Origin of the sequence: Thalassospira indica, assembly GCF_003403095.1 — a bacterium.
Classification (GTDB): Bacteria; Pseudomonadota; Alphaproteobacteria; order Rhodospirillales; family Thalassospiraceae; genus Thalassospira; species Thalassospira indica.
Genome location: NZ_CP031555.1, coordinates 3564941 through 3591058 on the forward strand (window position 1 = coordinate 3564941; position 26118 = coordinate 3591058).

The 26118-nt window shown below is 53.7% G+C and carries 23 protein-coding genes; 17 read left to right on the forward strand and 6 right to left on the reverse strand.

Annotated elements, in window-relative coordinates; genetic code table 11:
* Positions 1–9: 9 nt before the first annotated feature.
* On the reverse strand, positions 10–1299 hold the full coding sequence (locus tag DY252_RS16800) for a nucleotide sugar dehydrogenase (RefSeq protein WP_064788626.1): 1290 nt from the start codon (positions 1297–1299) through the stop codon (positions 10–12).
* Positions 1300–1566: 267 nt separating this feature from the next.
* On the opposite strand from DY252_RS16800, the gene DY252_RS16805 reads away from it, so the two are divergent.
* The gene (locus DY252_RS16805; protein WP_064788510.1) at positions 1567–2274 is read left to right on the forward strand and encodes a substrate-binding periplasmic protein; all 708 of its coding nucleotides are present in this window, start codon (positions 1567–1569) and stop codon (positions 2272–2274) included.
* A gap of 73 nt (positions 2275–2347) precedes the next feature.
* Here the strand turns inward: DY252_RS16805 and DY252_RS16810 are convergent, their stop codons facing one another.
* The gene (locus tag DY252_RS16810; RefSeq protein WP_064788511.1) at positions 2348–5350 is read right to left on the reverse strand and encodes a leucine--tRNA ligase; all 3003 of its coding nucleotides are present in this window, start codon (positions 5348–5350) and stop codon (positions 2348–2350) included.
* 385 nt (positions 5351–5735) lie between these two features.
* On the opposite strand from DY252_RS16810, the gene DY252_RS16815 reads away from it, so the two are divergent.
* The 4 genes from DY252_RS16815 (at position 5736) to DY252_RS16830 (ending at position 9489) form a co-directional block, all read left to right on the forward strand.
* A complete protein-coding gene (locus DY252_RS16815; RefSeq protein ID WP_064788512.1) occupies positions 5736–6407 on the forward strand; it encodes a DUF5610 domain-containing protein in 672 nt (223 codons plus the stop codon).
* A 239-nt stretch (positions 6408–6646) separates the two neighbouring features.
* The gene (locus DY252_RS16820; protein ID WP_064788513.1) at positions 6647–7438 is read left to right on the forward strand and encodes a helix-turn-helix domain-containing protein; all 792 of its coding nucleotides are present in this window, start codon (positions 6647–6649) and stop codon (positions 7436–7438) included.
* Positions 7413–8939 (forward strand): PIN domain-containing protein, encoded by a 1527-nt coding sequence (locus DY252_RS16825; protein WP_064788514.1) that lies wholly within the window; start codon positions 7413–7415, stop codon positions 8937–8939. The genes DY252_RS16820 and DY252_RS16825 overlap by 26 nt, the downstream gene beginning before the upstream one ends.
* Positions 8923–9489, forward strand: coding sequence for an ATP-binding protein (locus tag DY252_RS16830; protein WP_064788515.1), 567 nt, complete (start codon positions 8923–8925; stop codon positions 9487–9489). The genes DY252_RS16825 and DY252_RS16830 overlap by 17 nt, the downstream gene beginning before the upstream one ends.
* A 42-nt stretch (positions 9490–9531) precedes the next feature.
* Here the strand turns inward: DY252_RS16830 and DY252_RS16835 are convergent, their stop codons facing one another.
* A complete protein-coding gene (locus tag DY252_RS16835) occupies positions 9532–11001 on the reverse strand; it encodes a hypothetical protein (protein WP_064788516.1) in 1470 nt (489 codons plus the stop codon).
* Positions 11002–11304: 303 nt separating this feature from the next.
* Between DY252_RS16835 and DY252_RS16840 the strand changes: the two genes are divergently transcribed.
* The 8 genes from DY252_RS16840 (at position 11305) to DY252_RS16870 (ending at position 17299) form a co-directional block, all read left to right on the forward strand.
* Complete coding sequence (locus tag DY252_RS16840) at positions 11305–12642, forward strand: flagellin N-terminal helical domain-containing protein (RefSeq protein ID WP_064788517.1); 1338 nt, start codon at positions 11305–11307, stop codon at positions 12640–12642.
* Positions 12643–12783: 141 nt separating this feature from the next.
* Complete coding sequence (locus tag DY252_RS16845) at positions 12784–13698, forward strand: class I SAM-dependent methyltransferase (protein WP_064788518.1); 915 nt, start codon at positions 12784–12786, stop codon at positions 13696–13698.
* A 183-nt stretch (positions 13699–13881) separates the two neighbouring features.
* Entirely contained in the window at positions 13882–14109 is a 228-nt protein-coding gene (locus DY252_RS22705; protein ID WP_269451514.1) for a 7-cyano-7-deazaguanine synthase, read from the forward strand.
* A complete protein-coding gene (locus tag DY252_RS16850) occupies positions 14075–14620 on the forward strand; it encodes a 7-cyano-7-deazaguanine synthase (RefSeq protein ID WP_269451515.1) in 546 nt (181 codons plus the stop codon). Before DY252_RS22705 ends, DY252_RS16850 begins: the two co-directional genes overlap by 35 nt.
* A 154-nt stretch (positions 14621–14774) precedes the next feature.
* Positions 14775–15131: a 6-carboxytetrahydropterin synthase QueD gene (gene queD, locus DY252_RS16855; RefSeq protein WP_064788519.1), complete on the forward strand. Its 357-nt coding sequence runs from the start codon at positions 14775–14777 to the stop codon at positions 15129–15131.
* The gene (gene queE, locus DY252_RS16860) at positions 15128–15910 is read left to right on the forward strand and encodes a 7-carboxy-7-deazaguanine synthase QueE (protein WP_064788520.1); all 783 of its coding nucleotides are present in this window, start codon (positions 15128–15130) and stop codon (positions 15908–15910) included. The genes queD and queE overlap by 4 nt, the downstream gene beginning before the upstream one ends.
* Positions 15911–16374: 464 nt before the next feature.
* Complete coding sequence (locus tag DY252_RS16865) at positions 16375–16641, forward strand: hypothetical protein (protein WP_129542757.1); 267 nt, start codon at positions 16375–16377, stop codon at positions 16639–16641.
* A gap of 328 nt (positions 16642–16969) precedes the next feature.
* Positions 16970–17299: a hypothetical protein gene (locus tag DY252_RS16870; RefSeq protein WP_064788523.1), complete on the forward strand. Its 330-nt coding sequence runs from the start codon at positions 16970–16972 to the stop codon at positions 17297–17299.
* 101 nt (positions 17300–17400) lie between these two features.
* On the opposite strand, the gene DY252_RS16875 is transcribed toward DY252_RS16870, so the two are convergent.
* Genes DY252_RS16875 through DY252_RS22555 form a run of 3 tightly spaced genes read right to left on the reverse strand, consistent with a single transcriptional unit; the run spans position 17401 to position 19402 of the window.
* The gene (locus DY252_RS16875) at positions 17401–18132 is read right to left on the reverse strand and encodes a methyltransferase family protein (protein WP_231959689.1); all 732 of its coding nucleotides are present in this window, start codon (positions 18130–18132) and stop codon (positions 17401–17403) included.
* The gene (locus tag DY252_RS22550) at positions 18111–18932 is read right to left on the reverse strand and encodes a helix-turn-helix domain-containing protein (RefSeq protein WP_245960856.1); all 822 of its coding nucleotides are present in this window, start codon (positions 18930–18932) and stop codon (positions 18111–18113) included. The genes DY252_RS16875 and DY252_RS22550 overlap by 22 nt, the downstream gene beginning before the upstream one ends.
* Positions 18933–18958: 26 nt before the next feature.
* Positions 18959–19402: a hypothetical protein gene (locus DY252_RS22555; protein ID WP_245960857.1), complete on the reverse strand. Its 444-nt coding sequence runs from the start codon at positions 19400–19402 to the stop codon at positions 18959–18961.
* Positions 19403–19800: 398 nt separating this feature from the next.
* Between DY252_RS22555 and DY252_RS16885 the strand changes: the two genes are divergently transcribed.
* From DY252_RS16885 to DY252_RS16900, 4 genes are all read left to right on the forward strand, one after another.
* Entirely contained in the window at positions 19801–20385 is a 585-nt protein-coding gene (locus DY252_RS16885; protein WP_064788524.1) for a PadR family transcriptional regulator, read from the forward strand.
* An 84-nt stretch (positions 20386–20469) separates the two neighbouring features.
* Entirely contained in the window at positions 20470–21645 is a 1176-nt protein-coding gene (locus DY252_RS16890) for an efflux RND transporter periplasmic adaptor subunit (RefSeq protein WP_064788525.1), read from the forward strand.
* 23 nt (positions 21646–21668) lie between these two features.
* Complete coding sequence (locus DY252_RS16895) at positions 21669–24878, forward strand: efflux RND transporter permease subunit (protein WP_064788526.1); 3210 nt, start codon at positions 21669–21671, stop codon at positions 24876–24878.
* Between the two features lie 381 nt (positions 24879–25259).
* The gene (locus DY252_RS16900) at positions 25260–26096 is read left to right on the forward strand and encodes a transporter substrate-binding domain-containing protein (RefSeq protein ID WP_231959690.1); all 837 of its coding nucleotides are present in this window, start codon (positions 25260–25262) and stop codon (positions 26094–26096) included.
* Positions 26097–26118 lie beyond the last annotated feature (22 nt).

The window sequence follows — 26118 nt, forward strand, 5'->3', positions numbered from 1 at the left end:
TTTGCGGACTTATAGACGCCAAAGGTCGATGCCGGTCGGCACCGCATCACGCGGCAGAACCGCACGCACATCGGCGACAAAGCCCTTGCCATCTTTAAGCAAGCTGCTGACGAGCGGCCAGCCCTTGGCAACGTATTCCTTGTGCGACACGGCCAGAACAACGGCATCTGCAGGTTGCAGGCAACTGTCCGAGCAAAGCTTCAAACCATCAAATTCGTGTGCCACTTCGTCCGCATCCGCATGCACGTCATGGACCTGCACAGTGACACCGGCCTCTTCGAGCGACCGAACGATATCAATCACACGCGTATTACGAATATCAGGAACGTCTTCCTTAAAGGTCAGACCAAGTACCGTGACAGTCGGGTTCTTGGTTGCCCCTTCTCGCAGCAATGCCCGGATGACCTTGTTGGCCACCACATCGCCCATGCCGTCATTCACCCGGCGACCGGCCAGAACCACCTGCGGGTAATAGCCAAGCTCTTCGGATTTATGGGTCAGGTAATAGGGATCCACACCGATGCAATGACCACCGACAAGCCCCGGAGTGAATTTCAGGAAGTTCCATTTGGTTCCTGCTGCTTCGAGCACGTCACGGGTATCAATGCCTGCGCGGTCAAAGATCAGTGAAAGCTCGTTCATCAGTGCGATGTTCAAATCACGCTGGGTGTTTTCAATAACTTTCGCCGCCTCGGCCGCCTTGATGGTCGGGGCCTTGTGAATACCAGCGGTCACCACACTGCCATAAACATCCGCCACGATATCAAGCGTTGCCTGGTCCTGACCCGAAACAACCTTGGTAATGGTCGTAAAGCGATGTTCGCGATCACCCGGGTTAATACGTTCCGGAGAATAGCCGACCGTAAAATCACTGCCCGATTTCAGGCCCGAAAGTTCTTCGAGGATCGGCACACATTCCTCTTCGGTCGCCCCCGGATAGACCGTGCTTTCGTAAACAACAATGTCGCCCTTTTTAAGGATGGCGCCAACGGTTTTCGAAGCAGAGCGCAGCGGCGACAGGTCCGGACGGTTGGAACTGTCGATCGGTGTCGGCACGGTTACGATATGGAAATCGGCCTCGGCAAGATCCTCGGCGTCCGCCGTCAACAAAAGATCAGCTGCGGCAAGTTCATGGTCATCGACTTCGCCGGTCGCGTCATGACCCGCTTTAAGCTGGGCAATCCGCGCCTGATTGATATCAAAGGCGACGGTGCGGCCACACGATGTGCCAAATGCAACCGCCACCGGCAATCCGACATAGCCCAAACCGATAACTGAAATCTTGCGCCCGTAGCTCATTGGTAAAACCTTGCAAATAATCTGGTCGCCGATTTGTAGCCAGCCGACCATGCCCCGTCAATTGCTAAGCGCTTTGCGGCAATAGAGAGCGCCCTTGTGCCGCCTCCCGGAACGTGGTCTAGTTTCCATGAATGCCTCACAACACATGTACCTTATTATATGCGTCTTCTTTCCGCCGCCCTCGGCTGCCTTCTAATGTTTACCGGACACGTATTGGCCGCGCCCTCAACGTCACCGATCCGGGTAGCTTTTCCCTATATTCCTTTGATGGCGGAAAGCAAGGATCACGGTGTTTTCATTGATATGTATGCGGAAATAGCAAGGCGGTCGGACACAGACGTCGTCATTGACATTCTGCCGGTACGGCGTGCGGTGCAGGACTTCATAAGCGGAAAATATGATGCATTGGGGGCTTATCCGTCACTTTCTGAAATTCCGGTCTCGCTGGCCTCTGTCCCGTTTTATCGCCGCGAAAATCTGATTTTTTACAGCACTGATCAATTTGGTCATGGCAATGTCACCAAGCTCGAAGACCTTGATGGCACGCGCGTTGGGCTGGCCGCCTATCATTACCCTGACTACATTCTCGATCGCCAGGAACTCAACCTTGAACGCGTGCCCGACGATGCGTTTTTGTTGCGCATGATTGCCAGTAATCGCCTGGATGCCGCCATCATCGAACGTTTTTCGGGCAACCATGTCCGAAAGCTGCTTGGTCTTGAAGACATGATCTCTGTTACCGACGATCCCGTCACCAGCGAAAATGTCCTGATCCTGTTCAAGGCCGACCTTGCCGGGATTGAGAACCGCAGGGCCTTTAACAAGGCGATCTACGAAATGCTGTGCGACGGGAGCCTGGCAAAACTGTTTGGCCGCGCAAGCCTGCTGCCAGATCAAGAGATCATTGAACGCGAATTGCCGGCCTCCGCAATCATCAGCGATTGCGACCCCAAGGCCATCTTTGCAGACCGCTAACCCGCACCAATAGAAAAGGGCACGCTGCCAAAGCAACATGCCCTTCTCAAATATTCGCTCTGGCTTTAAAGGTTTAGCCCTTCACCACGATATTGACCAGTTTCGGGGTCGGCTTGGCGACATAAATCACCTTGACGATGTCCTTGCCCTCAAGATGGCGGGCAACGTTTTCATCGGCCTTGGCAAGTGCTTCGACCGTTGCCTGATCCGCGTCTGCCGCCACCATCACTGAACCACGCTTCTTGCCATTGACCTGAACCGGCACTTCGAACTCGTCATCCTTGGCCTTTTCGGCATCAAACTCCGGCCAATCAAACTTGATCACTGATTTCCTGGCACCGAATTCATCGGCTGCCATCCGGCTCATCAGCTCTTCACCCAGATGCGGGGCAAACGGGGCTACCATCAATGCCAAGGCCTTGGCATGATCATCATGTACGGCATTCTGCTTGGTCAGCGCATTGGTCAGCTCAATGAGTGCGGCAATCGCGGTGTTATGGCGAAGATCGGCCACGTCCTTGGTCACCTTGGCAATGGTTTTATGCAGAAGCGTTTCTATCTTGCCATCAACGTTATCGGTGCGTTCCATCTGGGTCGTGACTTTCCAGACGTTGGACAGGAAGCGCATCATGCCGACAATCGCATCTGACTGCCAAGGTTTGGAGCTATCAAGCGGCCCCATATACATCTCGTACGTTCTGAACGTATCGATGGTGTACTGGTCGCAGATTTCCTCGGGCGGGATACCGTTTTTGTAGCGCTTGCCCATCTTGCCCGGCACAGTGATCAGCTGTTCATCGGTCTTGGCATTAAACGGAACCTTCTTGCCATCGACATCACGCATTTCAACATCATGGATGTCGACATACACACCACGCGCATCGGTGTAGGCATCAGCCGTAATCATGCCCTGGTTAAACAGCTTCTGGAACGGTTCCGGCGTTGCGACATAGCCAAGATCAAACAGAACCTTGTGCCAGAAACGCGAATAGAGCAGATGCAGCACCGCGTGCTCCGCGCCACCAACATAAAGGTCAACCGCACCCGGAAGCGCATCGCCATTCGCATCCGTGCTACTCGCCCAATAGGCCGCCGCATCATCAGACGCAAACTTGGCATCATTCTTGGCATCGAAATAGCGCAGATAATACCAGCATGACCCGGCCCAGTTCGGCATGGAGTTGGCATCACGCTTGAACGCGCGCACCTCATATTCCGCCCCGTCATGGGCGTATTTTGAACCGACTTCGGCCTCAACCGGCAGGACCGAACCATCGGAAAGGACGATACCTGTGACTTCCATCCAGTCCTTGGCACGTGCAAGCGGTGGTTCCGGCTCGGAATTCGGGTCTTCGTTGGATTTTGGTTTGAAATCGGTCATTTCCGGCAAAACGACCGGAAGGGCGGCCTCGGCAATGCCATGGACCTGATCGGTCTCGACGTCGAATAGAACCGGGAACGGCTCCCCCCAATAACGCTGACGCGAGAACAGCCAGTCGCGCAGTTTGTACTGCACGCGCCCACGGCCAATCCCCTTGGCTTCCAGCCAATCGATGATCTTGGCCTTGGCATCCGGGGTCGAAAGACCGTTCAGCGATACCTCGTCATTGGCGGAATTGATTGTCTCACCAACCTCAACCTGGGCCAGCTTGAAGGCGCCCGGTTCTGCCTCATAGCGCGCAAGAAGGGTCGCGATATCAGCATCCCCGGCATCTGCCGGGGCGTTGTCCTTAAGCCAGCTATCCGTCGGCTTGGTGGTCGCCTTGATCGGCAGATCAAATTTATGGGCAAACTCAAAGTCGCGCTGATCACCGGCCGGAACGGCCATGATCGCGCCGGTGCCATAGCCCATCAGGACATAATCAGCAATCCAGACCGGGATTTCTTCGTCGGTCACCGGGTTGGTCGCATGCGCGCCAATGAATACGCCGGTTTTTTCACGTTCGGCATCATCCTTGGCCGACACGGCCTTAAGCTCGGACGCCTGCGCGCGATAAGCGGCAACGTCGGCCTTCTTGTCTTCGGCAACCAGCTTATCAACCAGCGGGTGCTCCGGCGCCAGAACCATATAGGTCGCGCCAAAGATGGTATCCGGGCGGGTGGTATAGACCGCGATTTTGTCATCCGCACCGTTTGAAAGCGTGACCGGGAAATTCACCCGCGCACCGACAGAACGCCCGATCCAGCCCTTCTGCATCTCGACCACGCCGTTTGGCCAGTCCAGCCCTTCAAGATCGGCCACCAAACGGTCGGCATAATCGGTAATGCGCAACATCCACTGTTTCAGCGGACGTTTATAAACCGGATAATCCCCACGTTCGGACTTGCCTTCGTTGGTGACTTCCTCGTTCGACAGAACCGTGCCCAGCATCGGGCACCAGTTGACCGGCACTTCATCGACATAGGCCAAACGCCCGCGATCAATCGCGCGATCAATCTCTTTGCCTTCGGCTTTGGTGCCTTCGCCAATGACCGATTTCGGCTGCGGCACGCCATCTTCGTCAAGCAACCATTCACCGGATTCAAGCAACGGGCGCAGCTCGGCAATCGGGCGCGCACGACCACTGATCATCTGCCCCTGCGGGCCTTTCCATTCCACGGTCGGATCATAGAAGCTGTTAAACAGCTGCAGGAAGATCCACTGCGTCCATTTATAATAGTCGATATCGGTCGTGGCGAAACGACGATGCGGATCATGGCCAAGGCCGATGACCTGAAGCTGACGCAGCATGTTTTCAATATTGGCTTCGGTCGTGATGCGCGGATGCTGACCGGTCTGAATGGCGAACTGTTCTGCCGGCAGGCCAAAGGCATCAAAGCCCATGGAATGCAGAACGTTCTTGCCACGCATGCGCTCGAACCGGGCCTTTACATCGGTCGCGATATAGCCCAGCGGATGCCCGATATGCAGGCCAACCCCGCTTGGGTATGGGAACATGTCCAGGATGACGCTTTTCTTTTTGCTTGCGTCGAAATCGGCATCGCCGGGATTTGGCGTGCGATAGGTATCGTTTTCCCGCCAATATGCCTGCCAGCGCTTTTCAAATTCCTGCGCACTTTCCTGATAGTTCGCCACGCTCAATCAACTCCTGCCTATTGGATCGGGGCGCTGGCGCAAAGCCGCGCCCATCCGACCAAATTGGGTTCAAAATACTCTTAAGCAGTGTTCATAAGCGCGCTTTGATCGCTGTGCAACATCAGATAACGAGATTTCCGGCGAAAACCCGACGATTTTACCAAACACCGGCCATGCCCACGGCCAAGGCAATCACGGCACCCGTCGCAAAAGACATCAACCCCGAATTTCACAACACCACTGGATTTTTACCGATTTTCATGCCATATTAACTGATGAATTTAACTAAGCTGTTGGTTGCGCGCAAAATTGCCGCGCCGAAATGCTTGGAAACGTGCTGATTGTCAGCACCGCGCTTAACGCAGTCCGTCCAGGGAGGACGTTTATGGATATCACCATTGGTGGTCTGTCATCCCAACAATCCGGGGCATCATCACGCTCGGCACAATCCTATTTGCCGGGCCAAAGCGATTCTGAAAAAACCGGAAACAATGGCGCATCTGCCTTTGCAGCTGCGACGTCTGTTTCGCTGTCTTCTGAATCCGCAGTGCGCCTGTCGGCCGACAATATCGTTGCCGCGATCAATGAAAGCCTGCAATCGACCGGCCTGTCGATCCAGGGGGTTAACCCCGACGATTATACGCCAGAGGCGGTTGCAGACCGCATTCTTGCCCGTGTCGGCGACCTGATTGCATCGAACGCAAGTTCCGAGGCCGAAGCCCGCGAGATCTTTGATCAGGCAAGCGAAGGCATTCAGGCCGGTCTTGAAGATGCGCGTGCCATCCTTGATGGATTGGGCGCGCTGAATGACGAAATCAACGGCAATATCAACGAGACCGAAGAACGCCTTAATGAAGGCCTGCAAAGCATCGAGCAGCGCCTGACCGAGCTGTTTAACAGCAGCGCGTCAGAAGAAGCCGCCGAGGCCGCAACGCCGGAACGCGATGAGCAGGTCCTGCAATCGCAGGTCACCCAGACCGCACAGGCCAGCCAAGCCTACGCCGAAGCAGGCAGCAATGCCCAGCGCAACGCTCCGCGCTACGGCACCAACGGCTAACGCCCCAAACATCTCGTTCGCACAGATTAAAACCGGCTCCCTTGGGGCCGGTTTTTCTTCGCTGACGCTCCCCCTAATTTACGCTCTGCACAAATCAATCAGTTACTTAATTTTTTAGACATATCGATATGCCACCATACAATCCATGATAGAATATGACACGAGATAGCATATGACTTGAACGTCATATTTTCCCCATGATACAAAGACATTGTTGACAACTTATCGAATGGTGACCCATGGGCCAGCTCTCCGGCAAGGTAATAAAAGCGACGCCTGAAACAGCCGATGACGCGAAAATTGCCATTGGGCAGCGACTGAAAGATTTGCGTAAAATCTCGGGCCTTACCCAAAAGGAGTTGGCGAAAAAGCTTCGCATTGGCCAAACCGCCCTCTCAAAATTGGAGGGCCGGGACGATATACATGTCTCAACGTTGAAATCCTATATCGAGGCTTTAGGCGCCAAGCTACGTATTGATGCAACTTTTGGAAGCCAGTCTGCGTTAGGCTTGAAGTTAACAGGTGCCTTTGAAGAAGGTTGGGGCCAAGAAGATCAACTTGTACTACCTCTGATTGACGATGCAGCCTATCATCCACAAAGAGATATAATCCTTAGCATTAAGCCTAAATACTCTCAGGAAATACTTCTGGGCACCAAGCGCGTAGAACTTCGCCGCAGGTTCCCAACAAGTGTCCCGAGTGGAACGGTGATGTATATTTATTCGACCAGCCCGGAACGGGCATTGGTGGGTTCAGCTGAAATTTCCGATGTGTTGAAGACACCAGTCCAAGACATTTGGGATGATTACTCGTCCGTAGCGTGCATAAGAAAAGACGATTTTGACAATTACTTTAGTGGGTTGGAGTACGGATTTGTGCTACGGTTGAAAAACCCTAGGCCATTGCACCGCCCAATTGGCCTAGAAGAATTACGTGAGCGCTTCGACTTTGAGCCTCCACAGTCATTCTTGTATGCAAGGCCAATGCTTCGTGAGGCTCTAAAGTATGAGTACGTCAAAGTACCTAATTGATACGAACGTATTTATTGGTCTTGAAGACTCTAAAGCTACTCCGCAGAACTACTCTTCACTCATCAACTTGGCTAGCAAACACAAGATTGACGTCTATATCCACGAGGCTGCTCGTGATGACATTGAACAAGATAAAGACTTAAAGCGTAGAGCTATATCTTTATCCAAAATCGCCAAGTTTCAAACGCTCAGCAAAGTACGCGGCTTATCTAAAGCCGAATTGGAAAAATCATTTGGCCCGATTAAGCGTCACAATGATTTGGTAGACGCGACACTATTGCACGCACTAAGTATTTCTGCTGCTGATTTCTTGGTCACAGAGGACCGCGGACTACATGAACGGGCAAGGAAATACTCCCCAAATTTAGTACGTCGAGTACTGCTTATTGCCGATGCAGTACTGTTATTGCAATCAACCTATGAGCCTGTAGCAGTACCTGTTAACTGCGTCGAAGAGGTTGAAGCATATCAAATCCCGTTAACCGACAAGATTTTTGATAGCCTTCGCGAAGGCTATCCGGGATTTGACGACTGGTGGACAGAGAAATGTGTCAAAGCCCATCGCAAATGCTGGACAATAACTGATGATTGCATCGCGGGTATAATAGTCCGAAAGGATGAAACATCTGCCGATACTGATGCTGTTAACAAAAAGGAGAAAATTCTTAAAATATGCACCTTTAAGGTTCGTCCTGAAAAACGCGGCGTCAAGCTAGGTGAGTTATTGCTAAAGCAGTCATTGTGGTTTGCACAAAAAAATCATTACGACCTAGTTTACCTTACTACATTTCCAGAACAGGAAACCTTAATTGATCTTATTGAATATTACGGTTTCGAACATACCGCCACATCGGAATCAAATGAGAGAACCTACGAAAAAATAATTTCGCGCCAGAAGTTAATTTCTTCCCCAGAAGCAACAAATTTCGACCTTTCGAGAAAGAATTATCCTCGATTTTGCGCTGACGACACAGTCGACATTTATTGCGTACCTATCCGCGAAAGTTTTCATGATATTTTGTTTCCAGAACTCATGCGGGCCGACCTATTTAGCCACTCAGGCATATCTGATGGACCTAAACGCCCCGGCAATACCATTAGAAAAGTATATATTTGCCGAGCTAAGATAAACTCCATCAAAAAGGGGTCTATATTGCTTTTTTACAAAGGTAAATCTGAGCACGAACCATCCCAGATGATAACTGCAATTGGAGTTTTTGAGGATTTATCCCTTGCATATTCATATAATGAACTATTGCAATTGGCTGGCGGTCGATCAGTCTACACAGCCAAACAGTTCGAACAAATGAAAGCAAGTGAAAGTAGCCCGGTCAAAGTTATCAATTTCTTGCTTGTTGGCTATCCTGATCCAGCAATTCGATTATTTGATTTGATAAAGTCAGAGATATTTAAGCAACACCCTCCCCAATCGATATGCAAAATACCTAGAGATGCATCGCTATCATTACTGAAGGAGAGGGATCTTGGTTTTGAAGTCTAAGAGAACAATTGTGTTGAGTGGTATATCCGGAATAGGAAAATCCACTATCATCTCAGAGCTCAATCGAACTCTGGTGTTCGAGCATTTGCAAGCAAGCGCGCTAATACAAAAATTTTTTCAATCAAAACAAGAACAGAACTACACTTCAGAGCAACTACGAACTGGAAACATTGAAGAAAATCAAATCGCCCTATCCGAGGCATTAAAGGCTTTACCCTCAAACAAAAACTATATCTTTGATTCTCATACTGTAATCGACACCCCTGACGGGTTAGTGGCCGTTGAACCTACGATCTTTGAACCCGCAACCCCAAAGCACTTTATTTTTTTGTTTGAGCCCCCTGTCATAATTCAACAGCGAAGGGAAAGAGATCACACACGAGAGCGTCCGGAACGCTCGACCGAGCAGATCACAGAGTACCAAAACCTAGCGCTGATTAATTGCGCGATGATCGCAACGCACTTCAACGTCCCAATGACAGTTTTATCGACTTCCAAAATCTCAGAAATTGCTGAATTGGCACAGAATTACTTCACTCAATCGATGTAAGAACAGCTCGGATAAGCACACTCGCTATCACCCCAACACAGACTATAATCGTCCATTTCCCCCACCTGTTTCGTGATCATCCGTAACCCGAAACAGCTTTTGCCCGGCCGCTTGAATGCGGGCAAAGGCGTCTTCGGCCATGAAGCCCGAGACGAAGGCCATGAAGGTGACAAGAAACGGGCTGATATCGATTTGCCCTGATCCGTCGGGCCCGCCCTGGCTGACCATCAGCACCCCTGCCTCTGTACACAGGAAGATGGCCATGGCGGCAGCGATCCCCTCCCCCGTCATGACGAGCAGCCTTGCAGCGGGTTTCAGGCTTTTGCCAAGCTGCGCCCATCCCTGAAGCCGCAGCATCGTTTCCGCCTGCGGCGCTGGCACTGCATCCGTCGCGGTTTGATCCATGGCATTGTGATCTGCGGCGTTGTGTTCCGTGGCATTTTCATCGGGCAGTGTTTTGGGCGGGATTTTGGGGGTGGGCGGCTGGCCGAAATTCTGTCTGGTAAAGGCCACCACAGAGCCAAGTCCGCCTGCCGCGACCGTGACCAGCAAGGTCAGCATGATGGTGGGCAACTGGATCAAATAGGACAGCACATGGCCGACCGGATGTTGGAATAGCGCAACCAGTGAAAGCAACTCCTGTCCCATTGGATCATCCTGACGGGTGATCTCTGCCTGGACCGCGTCCAGTTCATTTTGCAAATCACTGCGCACTTTTTCGGTGTGCAGGCCTTGCGCCCGGATATTGGCCCACTCGATCTGGGCACGCACATTTTTCTCCTCGAAACGCATCATGGCACTGCGGATGGCCTCGACTTTCTGTCCGACCTGATCCTTGAGCGTTTCTGATGCTGCTGCGGCGAACTTCGGGTTATCCAGCAGCGCATTGAGCTTCGCCATGATTTCAATGCCATCTGCCCGACGTTTCTGGTCCACATCGTTTTCGCCAAACGGCACATCAAGCATCACGGGGCCGGGGCGATCAGATATTGTGCGCCCCGCACCCGCAGCATCGGGTGACGGCGCAAGCGGCCTGTTTATTGGCGTTTCAGTATCCTGGCTTGCAACAAACTGATGCGCTGCATTCAAAACCTGCAGGAAGGCATCGGCGAATTCGGCATCAATTGTCGGCCTGTTTTTGGCAACTGTCGCACCAAGTTGTGAAAACTGCTCAAACGTCTCCCACCATGCGGCAATCGCATCCTTGCGCAAGGCCAAGCCATTCCGGGTCTCTTCAAGGGATCTGGTATCAAGGGCACGAATCTCGTCACGAAGCGTGTCCGCGTCTTCGCGCAATGCGGCCTCGTGAAAGGCTTGCAGCACCAATCGTTCCAGCATTCCCGGCGTAGAGACACCCAGTTCCCGCACAAGGGAGTCCCGCTGAATATCGGCAGTAAATCCGGCAAAAAGTGTAATCACAAACCCGAAATAAAGCACTGCGGTCAAAGCCGCCAAGATGGATGATCCCGCCAACCGCCAGATGTTCAGGCCTTCTTGTCTTTCTTGCTCCATCGGGCACCCTCACGCGTTACGTCCCCTGTCGACGTGGAGCGAAAATGCCTGTGAGGGCGCGCGATATCGCGGGTTTGAGTTCACAGCCGCAGAACAGCTGATTTCCATCCGTATGAGTCACCCCCTCTTTCGCGTAGGATGGCATATTTCTTATATTTTTCAGATAGTTACCATTAAGAAGATTCTAATATTAGATATTGCCATTTAAGTTTTATCTAATTAACATTGCCCTCAGCCGATCTCAGGAGGAGGTCGTCCACGCCGCCACCTTTTATCTTTGCTTGTTCAGGTAGGAACTGCGTTATGGCGTTAAATATCATATCCGACCACGCGGCCAATCTGGCGCACCGCAATCTGGCGCGCGCCGAGGAGGCTGCGAACAGATCGCTTGCCAAGCTGTCATCGGGGAAACGTGTGGTCTCTGCCCGCGATGATGCCGCATCAATGGCTATCGGGTCGCGGCTGAACTCGACGGCCTCTGCTTTGACATCGGGGATTGTCAATATCGGTCAGGGCAATTCCATGCTGCAGATTGCCGACGGGGCCATGGCCACCATCGACGATGTGCTGGTGCGCATGAACACACTGGCCGTTCAGGCCGCATCGGAAAACCTGTCGGACACGGAACGCGGGTTTCTCAATGACGAATTCGTCGCACTGCGTACCGAGATCAATCGCATTGCGGCCGCAACCAATTTCAACGGCATCCAGTTGCTCGGCGATGGTAGTGATGTGTCCCTTGATTATTCGGATTTGCAGGCTGGTGGCTCGGCCGAGGTTCTTTCGGTTGCCAATGGCTTTTCAAATTTCACCATCACCGATGACAATTACTGGGCGCGGGATGCCAACGATAACGGATCGGCGGATAATCAGCTCCGCTTTGATGTGCTCAAGTCCGGGGATCGCGTTCTGCTGAGTGCCATATCCGAAATCGATGGCACCAGCCCGCACCGGCCCCAAAGCATCGATGTCACCGATTATGCGTCCGGCGGCAGCAAGGCGCTTAATGCCGGTCAAACACAGACACTCGATTTCGGGGATGTCGGTGTGAAAGTGAACCTGAACTTCAATATCGCGACCACCATCACCAACGCCCTGGCCCAAGGGTCCGATGGTGCCGGTGCCGATGGATCGACCACGGCACAGATTTTTGGGGCCAGCTCGGTCTTCTCGGTTCTTGAGGATCAGGGCAACAAACTGCCTGACAAGATCTATTTCCAGCTTGGCGGCGGTAATACCAGCGGTGCGCAGCTTTCGATCCCGACGACCGCGGTTGATGGTGCCGCCCTTGGCACGGGCAAAACCGGCACCGAGACAAGCCTTGATGAGCTGGGCAGCAATGCGATTGCCACATCCGCCAAGGCCCAAAGTGCGATCGAGGCCGTGACGCGCGCGATTGATGATCTGCAACGCGCACGGGCAAATATCGGCACCAACCAGAACCGTCTGGATGTTGCCAGCGAAAGCCTTGCCTCGACGCTGGAAAACGTCAAAGAGGCGCGCTCAAGCCTGCTTGATCTCGACGTTGCGATGGAATTGACCAACTACGCATCAAAACAAATCCTGATCAAATCAAGTGTCGCGATGTTGGCCCGCGTCAGTGAAATGCGCCAGAACCTGATACGCTTGCTGGCAGGTTGAAGAGCCACCTCTCAGCGAGTGTAGGAAGCCCCGCGCCCCCGCGCGGGGCTTCTGACCCTCATTGCGCTGCAAAACATCCTTTAAACGGCATGGGGTTTAAGTCTATGGTCTTTGCGGAACGCAAAGGGAAACATATCGACCATGACCACCCCGACATCCGACAACACATCCGACACCGCCGCCGACAAATCATCCCGAACCTGGCAAAACCTTTCGACCGACTGGATCACCTGGGCCGAACGCCTGGCACCGGCGGCCGAAAAGATCAACCGCCACATGATCGAGGCCGCTGACCTTCCGGGGCTTGCAGCTTTGCGCGATGGCGCACCGCTTGAGGTGCTTGATCTGGCATCCGGGGTGGGTGAGCCGGCCTTTTCCTTTGCCCGCGCCTTGGGCGGCGGCACGGATGATAGCGCTAACATCCCCGGAATTGCAGGGCATGTAACTGCATCCGATATCGTTTCGGATATGTGCGATGCGCTGATGGAACGCGCCGCCGAAGAAGAAATTTCCAACATCAAGGCCGTTCCGGCCAATATGGAAAAACTGCCGTTCGAGGATCAAAGCTTTGACGTGGTGTCGTGCCGCTTTGGTGTGATGTTTTGCGAGGATCCGGACAAGGCGCTTCGCGAGGCATTCCGCGTTCTGCGCCCCGGTGGCAAGGCGGTATTTATGGTCTGGGCGCCGCTCGTGGATAATCCGTTGTTTGCCGCCATGGACGCGGTTCTTGGCAACATCCTTGGCATCGGCTTTGATGCCGCCGGGCTGGACCCGTTCTGCTTTGGCGATGCCGATCAATCGATGATGCGCTTTGAAAAAGCAGGCTTTACCGGGATTGAAGCAACAACCCACAGCCCGGCTGGCCGTATTCCCGAAAACGCCCCGTTCTGGAAACCGCAAATGGACATGCTGTTTGGCAATGTCTTGCGCAAATCATCGGACATGGAAGTCGGCGCTATCAATGCCGCGATGTTTGAAACATTGGCCCCTTATATCGAAGACGGCCATTTTCAGGTCCCGATTTGTTTTCATGTACTTAGCGCAAAGCGCGCCTGATCCGGCCACCCCGTCTGATCGCTGATTTCGTGTAAAACCCAAGCAATCCTGCGCCTCACGCATGACCACATGCGTGGATTTGTGCTTGCGTTTTGGCAACCGGCATGGCAAACCCCGCCCCCTTGGAAGGATGATCCTTCCCCTGTCGTAGCACCAGGTTAAAAACACGAAAGACTGATCATTATGAAGACGATTGTCGTCTGCTCTGGCGGGCTGGATTCCGTCACGCTGGCCTATAAGGTCGCGGTTGAGCACAAGCTCCATTCCCTGATTTCGTTTGATTATGGCCAGCGCCATAAAAAGGAACTCGATTTCGCCGCCCGTGCGGCGCGTAATCTTGGCGTCAAACATCACATCGTTGATCTGACCCCGGTCGGTGCCCTTTTTACCCGGATCGTCGCTGACCAGTGATGATATCGATGTGCCCGATGGCCATTACGCCGAAGAAACCATGCGCATTACTGTGGTGCCGAACCGCAATGCGATCATGCTCGCTGTGGCCTTTGGTGCGGCGGCCAGTGCCGGCGCCGATGCAGTTGCCGCGGCTGTGCATGGCGGGGATCATTTCATCTATCCCGATTGCCGTCCCGATTTCATCAAATCGTTCCAGACCATGCAGGACCACGCCCTTGAAGGTGTCAAGGACGTCAAGCTGTATACGCCGTTTGTCAATGTCTCGAAGGCCGATATCGCGCTTGAGGCAGGGCGTCTTGGTGTGCCGGTCGATCTGACATGGTCATGTTACAAGGGCGGGGAAACCCATTGTGGGCGGTGCGGCACCTGTGTCGAGCGGCGCGAGGCGCTTGAACTGGCACGCGTCAAGGATCCGACCGTTTATGTCGATCGCGATTACTGGAAACAGGCCCGTGCCGACCATATGGCGCGCAAGTTTGCCAAAGGCGAAAACGACGACGCCGAGTAACTCCTTATAACTACCTTGCTGTATGGATGCCCACCTGCGCGGGCATGAAGTTTGGCTGTTGTGTTGCCAAACGCGTACCGTCATTCCCGCGAAGGCGGGAACCCCGGGCCAAGCGCACCCTTCAGCAAGACAAGACGACACCGAAAGAAAACCGATGTTCACCATCACCAAACAATTCGCCTTTTCCGCAAGCCACCAACTCAGCGGCCTTGAAGAAGATCACCCGTGCGCGCGCCTGCATGGCCATAACTATATCGTCGAGGTGGAGCTTAAAGGTGCTGCCCTTGATGAACGTGGTTTCGTGCGTGATTATCGCGAACTTGGCCCGCTCAAACGTCTGATCGATGACGAGTTTGATCACCGTCACCTCAATGAGGTTCTTGGTCACGATCACCCGACCGCTGAAAGACTTGCGCTGTTTTTCTATGACTGGGCGCATGATCGCTGGCCGGAAGTTTCGGCGGTACGGGTTTCCGAAACACCGAAAACCTGGGCGGAATATCGTCCATGACGGTGCACGATCCCAACTTTGCCGACCTTCCCGATGCGCGCGGTAAAATCCGTATATCGGAAATCTTTGGTCCGACCGTTCAGGGCGAAGGCACGCTTATCGGCATGCCGACCGTGTTTGTCCGCACGGGCGGCTGCGATTTCCGCTGTTCGTGGTGCGATACGCTTTATGCCGTTGATCCGGCTTTTCGCGCCGACTGGAAACCGATGTCTGCCGCTGCGGTCTTGGATGAAGTCAAAAAGCTGTCTGGCGGCAAACCGATCCTGATCACACTTTCGGGCGGCAACCCGGCAATCCAGCCACTGGGCGAGCTGATCACCCTGGGCAAGGCAGAAGGGTTCACATTCGCGATTGAAACCCAGGGCAGCATCGCCAAGGACTGGTTTGCCGATCTCAATTTCCTGACAATCAGCCCCAAACCGCCAAGCGCCTCAACCAATTTTGATAAGGATGCATTACAGGCTTGCCTGGATGCCGCCCAAGCCAATGGCATGCTCAATGGCCCGGCGATCACCCTGAAATTCCCGGTCCGTGACGAAGCAGACCTGCTGTTTGCCGATTATGTGACGAACCTTCACTTTGGCATTCCAGTCTGTTTGCAGCCGGTCAATACAACCCCTGCTGAGCCCCACCCGGATGGCGCAGACGGGGTTGATATCGCTGGCCTGACGGAACGCTATCGCTGGCTGGTCGATGAAGTCGCAAAGCGCAAATGGTTTGATGTCCGCGTTCTGCCGCAATGGCACGTCCATGTCTGGGGCAATCTGCGCGGGGTTTGAACCCCGCCCCGCAATTTGCCAGTGATGACAAAATATATTTTATCCGAAATAAGCGAGCCTTTCCCGCACGATTGTGCCAGATGACCCGTTACAGACCGTTTGGCATGTTTGCTATTTGCCCGCACGCGCACCACTTCCCCATTAGCGGGCGCGCTTTGCGCCGGCAAATAGAAAGATCACATCATGTCATTTCGCAGTTTTTCGACAAGCCAGGGAAAAGCGGGCACGAAGCCGGATGCAAAATCGTCAGATAGCGCATCGGCACCTGCCGCAAAGCCAAAGTCCGAAAATTCCCCTGCCGAAACCAAACCGACCGCGCATCAAGGCGCGAATGACTGATACCGTGCTGGCGGAGGTTATCCTCCGCCATCGCCTTTTCTGATCGAACTTTCCGAAAATCATGAACATGCAGGAAACATTCGTTTCCCGCTTCATAAAGGGCTGGTGCCATGCAGCACAGCAGGATGACGCACAAAACCGTGACCTTTGCTCATCCGTTTCACTTGCGCGGACATAGCGATCTGTTTCCGCCGGGAAGCTATGTCGTCGACACCACCGAAGAACTGATCGAAGGTGTCTCGATTACGGCCTATCGCAGGGTGTCGACCGATTTGCATCTGAAATACAAGCATAACGGCATGATGGTAGATCGTATTCTTACCATCAAACCGGTTGATCTCGATATTGCCCTGACATGCGATGCAGATCCGGACCGCCCTGCACATCGTTGAGCCAATCATCCTTTGAAATCCGGCGCATTTTATCCCGCGCTTTTCAAACCTGGATCGCGCGCATATTTGTGCTGAACGTTGTGTTTTGGCCGAAACCCCATATATAATGTATACACCGTGCCTGTTCGCAGGCAGGGTTACACACTTGGCGCCTGACCAATGATGCCTGTGCGTCCCGAGCATATGACACAGGTATCGGCGCCTTACCGAATGACCCGAAGAGATCGGGGATTGCGGATCTTAAGCCGCCCCAAAGGGGTGAACACTCAAAACAAAATCAGATCCGCAGCTTCAAGGTCATCTTCCGGATGCTCGAAGGAGCCATGTTATGAGCATAACCCGCACAACCCATCGTTCGGTGACGTTCTTTCATCCGTTCCACTTGCCCGGTCATCCCGGGTTGCTTTCACCTGGAGAGTATGAAGTCGACACCCTTGAAAAGCTTGATCCTGATGCTGCAATGCGCAGCTATATCAAGCTGGAATGTCATGTCCATCTCTGGGCGAAGGAGGACATAAAGGACGGCATTGACGTCCTGATGGTCGAACCGCAGACACTTGACGCCGCCCTAGCCCTTGATTCCGATCCGTTGCGTGAAGATGAACGCAATCAAATGATCAAATCCTTTGGCGGCAGGCCAACGGATAACGCTGCCTGACAGCATACCTAACCAAGATGTAACACCATAAAGCAATCCGGTCAGAGAACCTTATCAACCGATCGCGTCCCAACATCTCTGCCCTGCAAATGATCATGGATTTATGGCAGCCAGAATACCGGTGTCAGCCACCCGTGATCTTGCAAAAGTTTGACACCTTCCAACACGGGAATGGCAATCCAGAACCACATCGCATCGCGGGTGGTGGCCAAAAACAGGGCCGGTCGGCACAAAATCTCCTTCTCGTCTCGCCAGCGGAACCATGTCGGGCGAAAACGCGGAACCGTATTCACATAGCGTTTGAAGAGCCGGCCAAACCGTTCCGCCAGCATGGCTTCCTCCCGCAGCACCACATGCCGGAACACCGTCCAGCACAAAACAGCCGACACCAGCCCGATGGTAATACTGCCGGTTTGGGCACCAGCGCCAAATGCACCGATGAAGCTGAAAACATAAAGCGGGTTTCGACACATCGAGTAAGGGCCCGACGTCACCAGTTCGGTTTTTTTGCGCCCGCCAATATACAGCGAACACCAGCCCCGCCCCACAATGCAGACCATGATCGCCATCATCCCGATAACCTGGATAGTGTGGTGCCATACACTGTTGCGATCAAATCCTGCACGGGTAAAACAAACCAATGCCAAAAGCAGCACAACACCAAGGCGAAGCGTCCATTTTCGGTAGCGCTGAATGCGCTGTAAATCTTTCGCCGCGTGCGCGTCTGTTGCAGAATTGAAATTGGGTTGAATCGAAAAAAGCGGTTGCTGCATGTATGCCCCCTTGAAAAAAGAGGCTACAGCATCCGTGATCACCCAACCTTTGGCGTCCAATGCTGTTGATCCGATCCTGAAATTGGCGGTTCGGACGTCACCGACGCGGACAACAATTCCCGCCTTGCCGCTTCACGCACCGCACTGGGTGTCTCACCAGTGATTTTCTTGAAGGCCAGATTAAAGGTCGATTTCGAATTGAACCCGACACTTAGCGCGATATCAAGAATGGTACGATCAGGCTCAAGCACCAGAACGGACCGGGCTTCGCGGATACGCGCGGCATTGACGAAGTCAAAAAAGCTTTTGCCGACATGATGATTGAGCACATAGGACAGCTGATTGGGGGTTATGCCAACCGTACGCGCCAGTTTCGGCAAGGACACCAGCGGGTCCAGAAGAATATCCCCCCGCGCCTGAATGTCTTCAAGGCGCGCCAACGCCCGTTCCACACCGTCGGGATCAAGCAACGGACGCGGGATTGTATCGTCAGGCGCACGATGATCCGTCCGAGCTGTTTGCACGGGCGCATTTTCGTCCGGTGACATGACCGTCTGGCTTTGCACATCACCAGCTTCCTCGGCCTCATCCAGGGTATCATCGGATGGCCAATCAGCCATGACAAACAAGGCCGGCTGCGTGGCGATTTCATAGCTCATGGCAAACAGCACCAGCGCAAAGGCGATCTCGGTGCCAAACATTTCGGCATTGTCGGGCAAGTACAGCTCAGCAATCTTGCTTACCGCGACCGTAACAAACACGAAGGTCAGGCCACCCAGAACCACGCCGATCCAGCGTTGCATCGCCTTGCGATCCGCACCAAGCTGTTCTTCGGTCTTGCGCAAATAGCGACACGCCACCTGCCACAACAGAACAATATATATCGTTATCTGGATAAAGATCGTACCCCAGCAAAAGGCATCAACAAATTCCGCGATCGTATATTGCCCCCCCAAACGGTCCCCCCACCATTATGGGTGACAACCCACGCCGTCAGGTTAAACACCACAAATAGCAAGATGAAATGCCCCCACGGGCGGCGCGACGGGTTGCCCGAAATTTCCAGGAAATAAAGGTAGACCGCAGGCGCAATTGCAAAATTGATCGGACTAAAGAACAGATCAAGCAACCCGCCCATATCGGCCGAGACCAAAGGTTCAGCAACATCCTCGATCAGATTGAGCGCAACAGCAGCAATAAACAGCATCATCCATCTGTTGGCCCCAAAGGCACGCGAACCTTCGGACCGCAGAATAAGACACAGAAACACCGCCTGCACGACGCCGACGGCTGCGACCACAGCGCTTACATAATACGTCCAACCGGTCATTCCGGCATGCTCCTGATTTTTCAGATGGATCTTCAGACGACGAACAATGTTCGACCCGATCAACTATATCGTTTCAATATACACAGCCGGACACTATCGGCGTCCGATTATGCACAGGCGGACGCCGCCCGGGATCGACTTTGCGAAAGTGATCACCCGATGGTCCCCGATACTCCGACCCTGGGGCCGATCATCACAACAATCATGTTGTAACACGAACCAAACATGCTTCGTCCAGATTGAAGGGCTGTCACAAAAGGTTCCATCATATTTAATTGACTATATCGAATTGATATATGATAGTTCGATATATATCGGACTGATATAGTCGCTTTGGCACTTTCCCCCGCCGCGGCATACTCAGTCCCGGATGCGTAAACAAGGATACAGAATACAAGATGGACGTACGTACTTTATGTCTGGGTGCCCTGATGGGTGGCGAGGCAACAGGATATGAAATCCGCAAGATGTTTGAAGATGGCACGTTCAGCCATTTTCAAATCGCGTCCCTTGGTTCGATCTATCCGGCCCTGACCAAACTGACTCAGGACGGTCTGGTGACATTTGTTGAACATGAACAGGAAAACCGACCGGACAAGAAAATCTATCAGCTGACATCTGAAGGACGTCGCACATTTCTGCGCACGTTGTTGCAGACCAGACCGGCCGAGGATCGTTATCGTTCCGATATCTTGTTCATGCTGACCTTTGCCGAGGAAATGCCGATTGAACTGACCGAGGCGCTGATTGATGAATTTGCTGCCCGTCATGAATTGATGAGCCATCAGATTGATCCGGAAAACACCGACAAACCGGCCCATCAAAAATCAAATGCCCGCGATGAAAACGGCGAACTCAGACCAGGATGCTGTTTTGTTGCCGGTCTGGGACAGGCCATGTGCAATGCGACCCTGAAGTTTATTCGCGAAAACAAGCAGGGCCTGCTTGACGAGTTGAAGACGCGCAAGGCCAACAAGTCCTAGGACGCAACCGAACGCTGTGCGCAAGACGTGCCCAACAGAGCCACTGACGCATTCCAATAGCGGAATATTTGAGGGAACAGAACAATGAATGCTTCACGCCTGATCGCCATTCTTTTGGTCGTTGGGACCGTTATATGGATCGGCAGCGCCTATTTGACGGGTGGTGATGAGACGACGGAACAGACCAGCGTCTCAGATGCGACCTCTGAAAACAAGGCCGCCAAAACAACGGCAAGTGTTCGTACCATCACCAGCCACGCTGTGGATCACGTCGATCATTTGCGCATCACGGGCCGCACCGAAGCAGTCATTTCTGTTGAAATCAGTGCCGAGACCGAAGCACGCGTGATTGAAGTTGGCGCGATCAAGGGCCAGGCCGTTCAGAAAGGCGATCTGATTGTACGCCTTGATACCGGCGATCGTCAGGCCCGTGTTGCCAAGGCGCGCGCGCTGGTCGCCCAGCGTGAACTTGAACATTCCGCCGCCGAAAGTCTGGCTCAAAAGAACTATCGCTCCAAAACCGGTGTGGCACAAACACTTGCCCTGCTTGAAGAAGCGCGCGCTGATCTGATGATTGCGCGCACCGAGCTCGGCAATACCGAAATCCGCGCCCCGTTTGACGGCATTGTCGAAGAACGCCCGGCCGAGGTCGGTGACCTTTTGTCGATTGGGGATCGGGTCGCAACCCTGATCCAGGGTGATCCGATGCTGGTCGTTGCCCATGTTCCCGAACATTCGATCAGCGCGATTGACCTTGGCCAACTGGCAAGCGTTACCCTGTTTGACGGCAGCATCCATGATGGCATCGTCCGTTACACTGCCCGGGCATCTGACAATGACACCCGCACCTTCCGGGTCGAGGTTGAAATTGATAATCCTGATCTGCGCATTCCTGATGGCATGACCGCCGAACTCGAAATTCCGGTCGGCATCAAGCGTGCCCATCAGGTAAGGCCGTCGGTCCTGACGCTCAATGACGAGGGTGTACTTGGCGTACGCGCCATTGTCAGTGACAACAAGGTCGATTTCCTGCCTGTCGAATTGCAAGGCGGCAATCGTGACCGGATCTGGATCGGTGGTCTGCCCGACACGTTTGAACTGATCGTTGTCGGCCATGACTGGGTCAAGGAGGGTGCAACGGTTGAAGTTGTCCACCTTGAAACCGACAAGGATGGTCTTCCGATAATGCAGGATGACGAAGCACCTTCGACGGCGTCTGACGATACCGGCCCGACCCTTTCGGAAAACTCCGCGCAATAGCGCGTATCATGAGGAGATGAAAAATGTCCCTGATTGATCACGCGCTCAATCGTTCGCGCACCGTCATTCTGGTTTTGATCCTACTGCTTCTGGCGGGCTCGGTTGGCTATAACGCCATTCCCAAGGAAGCCGACCCGGATGTTCAAATCCCGGTTCTTTATGTCACAATGCATCATGACGGCGTATCACCGGAAGATGCCGAACGCCTCCTTTTGCGCCCGATGGAGCAGGAATTGCGATCCATCGAAGGTGTCAAGGAAATGAGCTCCCAGTCCTATCAGGACGGGGCATCGGCGACGCTTGAATTTTACTCCGACGTCGATATCGACGAAGCCCTTGCCGATGTGCGCGAACGGGTTGACATTGCCAAATCCGAATTACCCGAAGACACCGACGACCCCGAAGTCCACGAGGTTAACCTGTCGCTGTTCCCGGTTCTGGTGGTAACCCTTTCGGGTGACGTGCCCGAACGTGCGCTTCTGCGCATGGCACGTGATCTGAAAGACGCCATTGAAGGCCTGCCTGCGGTGCTTGAAGCCAAGCTTGCCGGCGATCGCGAAGAACTGGTCGAATTCATCATCGACCCGATGAAGATCGAGGCCTATCGCCTGAATGGCATCGACATCGTCAGTCTTGTGCGCAATTCCAATGCGCTGGTGGCGGCCGGTGCGATCGATACCGGTACGGGGCGCTTTAACATCAAGGTGCCCGGCCTGTTTGAAAGCATAAATGACATTCTTGATATGCCGCTGATCGTTGATGGCGATTCCGTCATTCGGTTCCGCGACATCGGCGACGTGCGCCGGACATTCAAGGATGCCAAAAGCTTTGCGCGTCTAAACGGCGAACCGGCCATCGCGATCGAGGTGTCCAAACGTGTTGGCGAAAACATCATCGAAGTCATTGATGCGATCAAGGCGGTCACCGCCGAGGCACAGGAAGCATTTCCGCCGAACCTGACCATCAGCTATTCACAGGACAAGTCATCTGACATCCGCACCATGCTGACCGACCTTCAAAACAGTGTGATCCTTGCGATCCTGCTGGTGATGGTGGTTGTCATCTGGGCGCTGGGCTGGCGGTCGGGTCTTCTGGTCGGGCTTGCCATTCCGGGCTCGTTCCTGACGGCGATCCTGATCCTTTGGGCGCTGGGCATGACGGTCAATATCGTTGTTCTGTTCAGTCTGATCCTTGCCGTCGGGATGCTGGTCGATGGTGCGATTGTTGTGACTGAATATGCCGACCGCAAAATGATCGATGGCCTGCATCGCAGCAAGGCCTATCCGCTGGCGGCAAAACGCATGGCGCTTCCGATTATTGCGTCAACCGCAACCACGCTTGCAGCCTTCCTGCCGCTGGCCTTCTGGCCTGATATCGTCGGCGAGTTCATGAAATTCCTGCCGATTACGGTTCTGTTCACGCTGACCGCATCGCTTGCCATGGCACTGATCTTTGTGCCGACCGTGGGCGCGTGGTTTGGCAAACCGGGCAGTGAAAGCAACGAAAGCCTTGAGGCCATCGCAGCCGATCATGGTGACGACATCCACAAGGTCAAAGGCGGCACCGGGCTGTATGTCCGTATCCTCAGCGGATCGCTTCGCTTCTATTGGCTGGTGATCCCGGCGGCGTTTATCATCCTGATTTCGGTCTGGGTGGCGTTTGGCAAACTTGGCAAGGGTGTTGAATTCTTCCCGGCGGTCGAACCCGAAGTCGCCGTGGTTCAGGTCCGCGCACGCGGCAACCTGTCCTATTACGAACAGGATGCCCGGCTTAAAGAGGTCGAGGACCGCATTCTGGCCCTTGATGCCCGTCACGAAGGCGAACACTGGTTTGATACCGTATATGCCCGTTCCGGCGATGGTGCCGGTGGCAACGAGGCATCCGAGGACGTAATCGGCACGGTTCAGCTTGAATATGCTGATTGGCAAATGCGTCCGCCCGCAAGCGAGATTGAAAAACGTATCCTTGCCGATACGGCCGACCTTGCCGGTATTCATGTCGAAGTCCGCGCCGAAGAAGCCGGTCCGCCGCAAGGTAAGGATATCCAGATCCAGCTTCGCTCATACTATCCTGAACTTCTTGATGAAACGGCGACCATTCTGGTCAACGGTCTTCAGGAAATGGGCGGCATGTACAATTTCGAAGACGGCAAGTCGCCCCCGGGCATTGACTGGGAATACACAGTCGACCGTGCGCAGGCTTTGAAATTCGGTGCTGATATCAACCAGATCGGCAATGTTGTCAAACTGGTGACCAACGGCATCAATTTCACGACCTATCGTCCCGATGACTCAACCGAGGAAATCGATATTGTCGGGCGTTACCCGGCCAAATATCGTTCCCTCGACGAGCTCGAAAACCTTCAGATCGTGACCGACAAGGGTCTGGTGCCGATGTCGAACTTCATCACGCGCACCCCCAAACCCAAAACCGGCACGCTGACCCGTGTTGACAGCCGCCGCGCCCTGACCGTCAAGGCCGACGTGCAGGAAGGTGTTCTGGTCGATACCAAGCTTGGCGAGGTCAAGGCATGGATGCAGACCCTTGATATCGATCCACGTATATCGGTCGAATTCAAGGGGCAGGATGAAGAACAGCAGAAATCGGCAGACTTCCTGATGAACGCCTTTACGGTGGCCCTTTTCATCATGTTCATCATTCTGGTCACCCAGTTCAACAGCATCTCGAGCTCGCTTCTGATCATGATCGCCATCATCATGTCGACGGCAGGTGTGTTCCTTGGTCTTATGCTCACCGGGCAGGCTTTCTCGATCGTCATGAACGGCATCGGTGTTGTCGCACTGGCCGGGATCGTTGTGAACAACAACATCGTGCTGATCGATACCTTTGACCGGCTCAAACACACCGCCAGCAGCATCGAGGCCGCCATCCTGCAAACCGGTGCGCAGCGTCTGCGTCCGGTGATGCTGACCACGGTGACGACCATTCTTGGTCTGGTACCGATGGTCATGCAGATCAATATCGACTTCACGTCTCGTGAAGTTACGGTCGGGGCACCATCCACCCAGTGGTGGGTGCAGCTTTCAACCTCGATCGCGTTTGGTTTGGCCTTTGCAACGGCCTTGACCCTGATCTTTACGCCTTGTGCGTTGATGATGCGCCATAAGATTGCCAACCGTCTTCGCAAGACATCAGTTGGCAATCGACTGAAATCGCTTGTCTCCTCGCGGTTCGGACGCAACAGGACAAAACCATCAGGCCCGACTGCATAATCGATCCCTTTAACCCAATAGCCGCGCGACTTTTCCCCCGACCCCGCCGTGCGGTTATACCGGCCCCCTCCCCGGGGGCCGGTTACTTTTTCTTCAATCGGGGTAATCAAAACCGTGTGGTTTAATTGCGGTGTAACCTTTTGCATTCAAACATCTTAATCATTTAATTTTTTGACCCCTTCTACGTCTGAGAAGGCCGGAATACACACTTTCCTAATGTTTCCGGGCGTATTTTTAGAATGGTTATCGAGAACTGTTTTCCGGCGGAAACAAAGGATCTGTATGGTATGGGCTGTTTGGCATAAAGCGCGATCACAGGTATTTGGACTTGTCTGCGCGCTAGGCGCGTTTGCCCCCCATGGGGCGACGGCTGAAAATGCCGTGTCCGACCAATCCCTGATCTGGGCGGTCCCGTCCTTTGCGCCGGCATTCATCAAAGATTACGGCGAACTCAGCGGCTATGCCGCCGATACCCAGAACTGGTTCGCAGCAAGGCTTTCACAGTATCACCACCGCATTATGCATGTGCCCCTGGCCCGGCTTCTGGCGGAAATGAAAAGTGGCGACGGGGAATTGCGCTGCTCAACCACACTGATCCCGACGCCGGAACGGCGCACCTATATTACGTTTGCCAAAACCATTCTGCTGCATTTGCCGATCTCGATCGTTATCCGCGCCGTGGATGAGGCCCGCTTTGCGCCCTACCTGAACGACAAAGGCCACATCAAGATCGAGGACCTTCTTAAAGACGAGGAACTTGCAACCGCGGTTCGAATTGGGCGCGCTTACGGGACGCTGGTTGACGGGCAGTTGAACCGGTATCGCAATACAGACCGCATCATGGAGGTCGCCGAAGACACCAAGTTCGTTCGGATGCTTGATCTCAAACGGATTGACTGGACACTCTATTTCCCGTCAGAGGCGGAATTTTACCGTCGGTCCCAGACGCCCGACCTTTTGATAAAGGCCCTGCCGATTGCCGGAAACACCACCTTGCTTGAGGCCACCATTGGCTGTGCAAAAACACCGGCGGGCAAAAAGGCCATTGAAGCCATCAATGCCATTGTCGATGCACATCCAACCATGCCCTGGACCGACTATTATGCCGACTGGCTTGGTGCGAGTGACCGGGAATGGTTCTATGCCGCGCGCGATCAATATATCCATGCAGAGCATTTCGAAACCCGTCTGGAGTACCGCCCGTCATCGGCGCAATAACAAAAAAGCCGGCAAAGATGCC